This is a genomic window from Treponema sp. TIM-1 (assembly GCF_046533115.1).
Classification (GTDB): Bacteria; Spirochaetota; Spirochaetia; order Treponematales; family Breznakiellaceae; genus JAIRMO01.
Genome location: NZ_JAJQRC010000040.1, coordinates 20,853 through 27,866 on the forward strand (window position 1 = coordinate 20,853; position 7,014 = coordinate 27,866).

Genomic DNA, 7,014 nt, shown 5'->3' on the forward strand with positions numbered 1-7,014 from the left:
TAGATCGGTGAATCACCAAAGGAGGAAATATGAAATACGGAAGAGTTTTTCTTATCATAGCGGGCCTCCTCCTTCCATCTATCCTCGGCGCATCCGGGATTTCCCAGGCTATTTACGAAGGCATAGATTCCCCTTTGGGCGGGCTGAGTTACGTTGCTCCCCCCCAGGAGGTGTGGCTTAACCAGTATATCGCCCAGGCGGATTATGGTTATCCCCTCCCCCAAAGTGGACCCTTTAATGTAATCCCCCTGACGGATATCCGGGATTCCACGGCCTATCTCATGATCGGCCTGAAAGGTAAAAAGGAGCATTTTGCGGCCCTGCCCCCCATGAACCTCAGTTTTGTCATTGATACCAGCGTTTACATGGAGAATGATAAACTTGAGTGGGTCAAGGAAGCCTTTCGCGCCTATATTGACCTGGTCCGGGAACGGGACATCATATCGGTGGTTACCTTTGGCAGTCAGATAGAACTGCTGGTGCCGCCTACCCTGATCCAAAATCAGGCCGACCGGGATCAGTTCATGGCGCTGATTGAGGGCCTGGAGCCCGAGGGCGCCGCCGATGTGTACCAGGGTATGCTCGTGGGCTATGCCGAGGTGGAGGCCAACTATCAGGGCGATTACCTCAACCGGGTAATCCTCCTCACCGGGGGAAGGGACAATAGCGGCTGTCCTAAACCGGAATTCCTGAAGGCAAACAGTTTTTATAACAACCAGGGCATTGATATTTCCACCATTGCCCTGGGAATGGACAGCGATAGTAACCTGATGGCGGATATCGCCGCCGCCGGGGGAGGCGCGTTCCGGTTCATCCGGGATTTTGAGACCATGGAACAAGCCTTTAGCGGCGATCTGGACCGGCTGGTGGTTCCCGCCGTGTGGCAGCTCAGCCTGGAACTTTCCCTGTCGCCGGGGGTACGTTTGCGGGAAGTCTGGGGGTATCGTTATGCGGTCATGGATGGTCTTTTGCGCTTTCCCCTTGGGACCCTCCATAACGGGGATACGAAGACCCTGGTCGTCACGGCGAATCTGGAAAATACCACCCCGTTGAATGCCTTAGGCGCCTTTTCCGTGATATACACCGATATCCAGGGGCGGACCTGGCGGACCGGACCTTTTCCCCTCACGGTCAGCCACGCGGCGGTACAAAACCAGCGGGCTTTGACCGACCTGCGGATCCGGGAAGTCGATGGGATTATTACCCTGGGGAAGAGCCTCATGAATGTCGGGAACCGGGTCGTGTCTGTTAGTCAGGCCCTGGCAGGCAGCAGCCGCCGGAATGTCCTTTACCAGGAGGGGTCGAATTCATCGGGATCCACGGAACAAACCAGGATCGCGGTGGAATTGGAGAACTGTCTGGAGATCGTCCGGACCACCAGGGATTACCTCGCCGACATCAACAACAACAGTGACATAACCTACTCCGAGGAGCTGCAGCTTCTTGAGAATTACGAATATGTCCTCAATCAAATTTACGGTGATTACCTCGCGTACTATTAAAGGCGCCTATGTACAACATGGATAAACTCTACGAAGCGGCAGCTGCCAAGGGTCATGTCTGCGTGGGCCTGGACACCGCGGCGGAATACCTGCCCCCAAAAGAGCGCCGGCGGGCGGCTTCGGACGCCCAGGCGGTTTTGGCCTTTAACCGGGCGATTATCGATGCCACGGCGGACATAAGCGCCTGTTTCAAGATCCAGATTGCCTATTACGAGGAACTGGGCCTGGCGGGGCTTGAGACCTACGCCAAGACCCTGGCCTATCTTCGGGACCGGGGCGCCCTGGTCATCGCCGATATCAAGCGGGGGGACATTGCCGATACGGCCCTGCGCTATGCCGGGGCCCACTTTGCCGGGGATTTTGAGGCGGATTTTGTTACCCTCTCCCCCTATATGGGAATGGACTCCATCGAACCCTGGCTTTCTTACGCCGATACCCGGGGCAAGGGGGCCTTTGTCCTGATGCGGACCAGCAACAAAGGGATGCGGGATTTTGAGTACCAGGAACTTACGGCCGGGGGCCGGCTCTACGATGCGGTGGGGGACCGGCTTGCGGAATTGGCCGCGGGCCGTCCGGGAAAATACGGCTATGGGGCCTTTGGCGCGGTGGTGGGGTGTACCGAACGGGCGGAGGCTGCGGCCATCCGGGAGAAGCGGGGGAACCTCTTTTTCCTCATCCCCGGCTACGGCGCCCAGGGGGGAGGCGCGGAGGATGCGGCCCTGCTCCTGCGGGACGGAAACGGCGGGGTGGTAAATGCCTCCCGGTCCATCCTCAGGGCCTGGGCCGGTGACCGGGAAAAGGCCGCCGATGACGCGGACAACCGCTTTGCCGCTGAGGCGGCCCGGAAGGCGGCGGTGGAGATGCGGGACGCTATCCGGGCCGCGGCGGGGATAGCCGGTTAAGGGCTGCCGGGCGAACCGGAGCCATTGCTAAAATCATAAAAAACATTGCAAAAATCACCTACCCATCGTATAATAGTACCCTATGGATACTAAGAACCATATCATTCATAGCGACCATCTGGATGTATGGAATAATGAAAGCGATATGGGGCCCGGCGTGGATTTTCAATCCCATATCCATGCGGACTATGAAATTATCTATGTTTTCAGCGGGGATGTGGAACTCTATTTGGAAGAGTATAAGTACCCGCTGGTGGCGGAAAGCCTGTTCCTCTTGCCGCCGAACAATTTCCATGGCTGGAAACCGCTTTCCTTCCGCTTATACCACCGGGTCTCGGTTCTTTTTATGCCGGAAGTGTTTGATCCTGCGGAACAATCGCTTTTTTTAAAACTGTTTAATGCGGGCCCCCAGTTTTTCCCCAATACTTCCTCCAGAAATATCAATTTTTATATTACGGCCCTGCTGGAATGTAAGAACATGGAACAGCCCCTGCAAAAAATCGCCCTCAAGAGCCGGCTGGTCTCCCTGCTTTCGGAGATAACCCTGTTGCATTCCCAGTACACCCGGGAACCGGCCTTTAACGACAAACGTATTTTGGGGGTGCTTAAATATCTGGAAGAACATCTGCGGGATGACCTGAGCCTGGAGTATATCGCCCGGCGGTTCAGTATCAGCAAGAACTATCTTAACCTTCTCTTTCGCCAAACCACGGGAACCACGGTCAATCATTATATCAGGGCAAAACGTTTGGGTTTGGCCCGGCAGGAAATTTTGAAGGGCGCCGACATGCAGGAGGCCGCCTACCGGGTAGGCTTTAATGATTACTCGAATTTTTACCGGGCCTATAAATCCTTTTACGGCTCCATGCCCTCGGCCTTCGGCAAAAGCATTACCACAAAGAATCTCCCCGCATAGAGACACAGGAGAAATTCACCACGAACGACACGAACATCACGAACTTTTGCTTCGATATTCCGGAATTGATACCTGAATTCTCTTCTTTGTTCGTGGGAAAGCAAGAAAGAACTACCGGTGAAAACGCCAATTTGTCTTTGTTTCTGTTCGTGTGGTTCGTGTGGTTCGTGGTTAAAATCTCTTCTTGGGACCCTTGCGTAACATGAGATACTAACTCCGCTTAATCCATTTTGAGATGATCATCATTATTACCGCAATACCGCCGCATACGATAAAAAGGCCCAGCATTCCTTTCCACATAATGTCGAGGGATGCAAATATATCGTGCAAAACCGTTTCATTCATTTACCGCGCTCCTTTACCCGGGGGTTCACCCGCAAAATCTCCGCCCGCCTTTTGGGGCTCATAAATACCGGACAATCAGACTCAAAACCAGTCCGCTGGCCGCCACCGAGGCGATTTGTCCCGAAACATTCGCGCTGACCGCGTGCATCAGGAAAATGTTGGTGGGGTCCTCTTTAAGCGCGAGCTTTTGAATAACCCGGGAGGACATGGGAAAGGCGGAAATTCCCGCCGCCCCTATCATGGGGTTTATCTTCTTCTTTAAAAACAGGTTGAGGAATTTGGTAAAGAGCACCCCGCCGACGGTATCAAGGATAAAGGCAAAAAGCCCCAGGGCGAGTATTTTAAGGGTATCCGCCGTGATGAATTCTTCCGCCTTAAGGGTAAAGGCAATGGTGATGCCCAGCAGCAGGGTGATCAGGTTGGAGAGGCTTTTTTGCGCCGTTTCAGAGAGGGATTCCAATACCCCGCATTCCCGGATAAGGTTGCCGAACATCAGAAAGCCGATGAGGGCCACTGCGGAGGGGGAGATAAAGCCCACGATGACGGTTACGGCAATGGGGAAAATAATCTTCAATATCCGGGGGATCTCCGTACTTGGCACGGGGTCCATTCGGATCATCCGCTCTTTTTTGGTGGTGGTAAGCTTTATGGCGAAGGGCTGGATGATCGGCACCAGGGACATATAGGAGTAGGCCGTTACCGCGATAGGCCCCAAATACGTTGAACGAAGCACCTGGGAAACCAGGATGGTGGTGGGCCCGTCCGCCGCGCCGATAATGCCTATGGCCGCCGCATCCTTTAAGCTGAAGCCCAGGATGCAGGAAAGGGTTATGGTCGCGAAAATACCGAAGTGGGCGGCCGCGCCAAAGAGAAAATACACCGGCCGCGAAAGCAGGGGCGAAAAATCTATCATCGCCCCGATACCGATAAAGAGGAGCAGGGGCATTACCTCGGAGGCGCCGACTCCCTTTTCAAAAAGCCACTGGATTACCCCGTGGGTCTCCCCGATGCCGGGCATAACCTGATTGAGGACCCCGCTTAACGGCAAATTGACCAGGATCGCCCCGAAGCCCATGGGCATGAGCAATGCCGGCTCGTATTCTTTCGCTATCCCCAAATAGATAAGCGTCAGGCCGATACCAAACATGATGATCTGCTTCCAGCCCAACGCGAGAAAACCTTCCAATAGAAATTCCATAACTCTTCCTTATGAGTATTTTACCTGCAAAATAATATCATAAGGCGGCCGCCTTGTCAGGGGGATAGCCCGGGAGCCCCCGCTACTCCACAAAATCCTCCCGCATGGGGGTAAAAAAATCCACCAGCACCCCTGTTTCCAGGCATACACAGCCGTGCGGTACCCCGTTTTGCTTGCAGAGGGTATCCCCCGGCCCCACTTCCCGGACTTCGTCCCCAATGGTAAAACGAAACCGGCCGGAGACGACATAGGTAATCTGGGTATGGGGGTGACTATGCATGGCGCCCACCGCCCCCGCCTCAAAGGCGTTTTCCGCGCACATCATGGCATCGCAAAACCCCAGAATCTTCCGAACCACCCCCGGAGCGGTTTCCTCGCCCTGAATGTCCCGGTAAAATACCCATTGCTGATCTTTGTGGTCTATTTTCATATTCATTACAGAAGGGGGGCGCTCTTTCCGAACCGTAATTCTAAGCGCCGCTTCCCTGTCGCGCCCCCCTATGTCGCACTTCGTTGCTCCATACCCCCCGAATCGGGGGGAAGTTCCCGCTAATCTACCGGATGCCTTAGTTGGTCTCCCGGACCCGCCGGATGATGTCCGCATAGGACGCATAGGCCGGCTGCTGATAGAGGGGCGCCAGGGCGTCCTCAAAGAGCTTGTGCTGGGCCGGCGTCAATTCGGTGATGATGGAGCCGGAGTCCCGGGCCTGCTTTTCGTATGGTCAGGACGATATGGATCTTATTTAAACCAAAGTGTCCTCTACCATCGGCTGGTTTTGGACAAGCTCATGGAAAAAACGGTCAAACGTCCTTTTTTTTTCTAAACCCCCTGGGATTGGTCCAACAACTAAAATGGTGGAATAACCTGAGACTACTGCACCCCCCTTGATTTATACAACCAACTCGATTCATTATAAAATTGATTTCCCCCAAGCGCCATTGTCAAAATCATCAAAAACATTGCAAAAATCACCATGCCGGGGTCCATGGATAGCCGCTGGTACCGGCTAAAGGACGGGTGGAGCGGAACCACGGGGTTGACCAGGACCGGCTGGTGAAAGAGTTACGCCTGGCTGGTATCTCGACCATTCCGGAGGCAAACACGTTCCTCTGATGTGACATTTCTATTGGTCGTTGACATGAGGCATTACGAGTAGTTGACAAATTATAACATTGACTATAAAATATAATATTCGAAATTTCAGGAAAACTATAGGGGGTGATTTATGAGTGATTTAGAAACTAGTGGAAACAAATGGAAAGAGAAATTTGTTGCAAATACTAAAAATCCTTTTTTCACTTTTTCAAAGCCATATTTGGATTTTATTGGCAAAGGAAAAATTTTCAGCCTTGTGTATTTCGTAATGGCGGTGATAAACTTGTTTCTTCCCTTTCTGATTATTTTCAAGGTCGCCGATTCAGGATTTTTTAGCTATGGGGGAAAATTTACTGTCGCTTTCATCTTTTCATGGCTGGTTGTCGCTTTTGCTTGTTGGATCGGATTTCAATTATGGTGGGATAGACGAAAAACAGTCACTAATATCGCCACATCCGAATTTATCGCAACGCCAATTTTCTCAGAAATACTACAAACATTCGGAGAATGGTTGGGAACAGTGATAGGTATTATTGGAGCAGGTGTTGGACTAATAGCCTCAATTTTTCTAGGCGAAGACGCAAATTATCTTTTTAAGGTGATTGGCCTGGGGTTTATGAGTTTTGGGGTGTTGGCAGTAATTATCGGACCAATTATTGGTTTTTTTATTATTATCATATTCCGTTTTCTTGCAGAACAATTGAGGATATTGGCCGCACTTGCCAACAATACAAAAGAAATTGCAACGAATATTAAAAACAATGCAAACGGCGCATAGCAGGACTGTGGCATTGTTTAAGTCCGCAGCTTTGTCGTTGCACCGAAGAACCCGCTCACCGGTTCGCGGGGAGATCCGTTGCGCGGGGAATTTGTTGGGTATTTTTTGCAAAAAAATATTCCGCGTAAAGGAGATTTTTTATGGAGCAAACAGAGGAAACTAACACCGCCCGGTTGTTGAACAACGTTAGGACCCGCGCAGAAATAACATGACCGATTGGTCATGTTATTTCCTTATTGCATAAGCAATTAGAATAAAATGCATGGCATTTTATTCT

At 52.0% G+C, this 7,014-nt stretch carries 7 protein-coding genes; 4 read left to right on the forward strand and 3 right to left on the reverse strand.

What is annotated here, in order from left to right; genetic code table 11:
* Positions 1-29 precede the first annotated feature (29 nt).
* The 3 genes from LQZ21_RS12270 to LQZ21_RS12280 all read left to right on the forward strand — a co-directional run bounded on the left by LQZ21_RS12270 (position 30) and on the right by LQZ21_RS12280 (position 3,320).
* Complete coding sequence (locus LQZ21_RS12270) at positions 30-1,502, forward strand: vWA domain-containing protein (protein WP_411044787.1); 1,473 nt, start codon at positions 30-32, stop codon at positions 1,500-1,502.
* Between the two features lie 8 nt (positions 1,503-1,510).
* Positions 1,511-2,404, forward strand: coding sequence for an orotidine-5'-phosphate decarboxylase (gene pyrF, locus LQZ21_RS12275; protein ID WP_411044789.1), 894 nt, complete (start codon positions 1,511-1,513; stop codon positions 2,402-2,404).
* A gap of 82 nt (positions 2,405-2,486) precedes the next feature.
* On the forward strand, positions 2,487-3,320 hold the full coding sequence (locus tag LQZ21_RS12280) for an AraC family transcriptional regulator (RefSeq protein ID WP_411044791.1): 834 nt from the start codon (positions 2,487-2,489) through the stop codon (positions 3,318-3,320).
* A gap of 210 nt (positions 3,321-3,530) precedes the next feature.
* Here LQZ21_RS12280 and LQZ21_RS12285 read toward each other — a convergent pair whose 3' ends face one another.
* The 3 genes from LQZ21_RS12285 to LQZ21_RS12295 all read right to left on the reverse strand — a co-directional run bounded on the left by LQZ21_RS12285 (position 3,531) and on the right by LQZ21_RS12295 (position 5,293).
* Positions 3,531-3,665 carry a hypothetical protein gene (locus tag LQZ21_RS12285; protein ID WP_411044792.1) on the reverse strand — a complete coding sequence of 45 codons (135 nt, stop codon included), beginning with the start codon at positions 3,663-3,665 and terminating at the stop codon, positions 3,531-3,533.
* Between the two features lie 58 nt (positions 3,666-3,723).
* Positions 3,724-4,863 (reverse strand): sodium ion-translocating decarboxylase subunit beta, encoded by a 1,140-nt coding sequence (locus LQZ21_RS12290; RefSeq protein WP_411044794.1) that lies wholly within the window; start codon positions 4,861-4,863, stop codon positions 3,724-3,726.
* An 82-nt stretch (positions 4,864-4,945) separates the two neighbouring features.
* Entirely contained in the window at positions 4,946-5,293 is a 348-nt protein-coding gene (locus LQZ21_RS12295; protein WP_411044796.1) for a cupin domain-containing protein, read from the reverse strand.
* Between the two features lie 796 nt (positions 5,294-6,089).
* Between LQZ21_RS12295 and LQZ21_RS12300 the strand changes: the two genes are divergently transcribed.
* Positions 6,090-6,737, forward strand: a complete 648-nt coding sequence (locus LQZ21_RS12300) for a hypothetical protein (protein ID WP_411044798.1) — start codon at positions 6,090-6,092, stop codon at positions 6,735-6,737.
* The last annotated feature ends 277 nt before the right edge of the window (positions 6,738-7,014 follow it).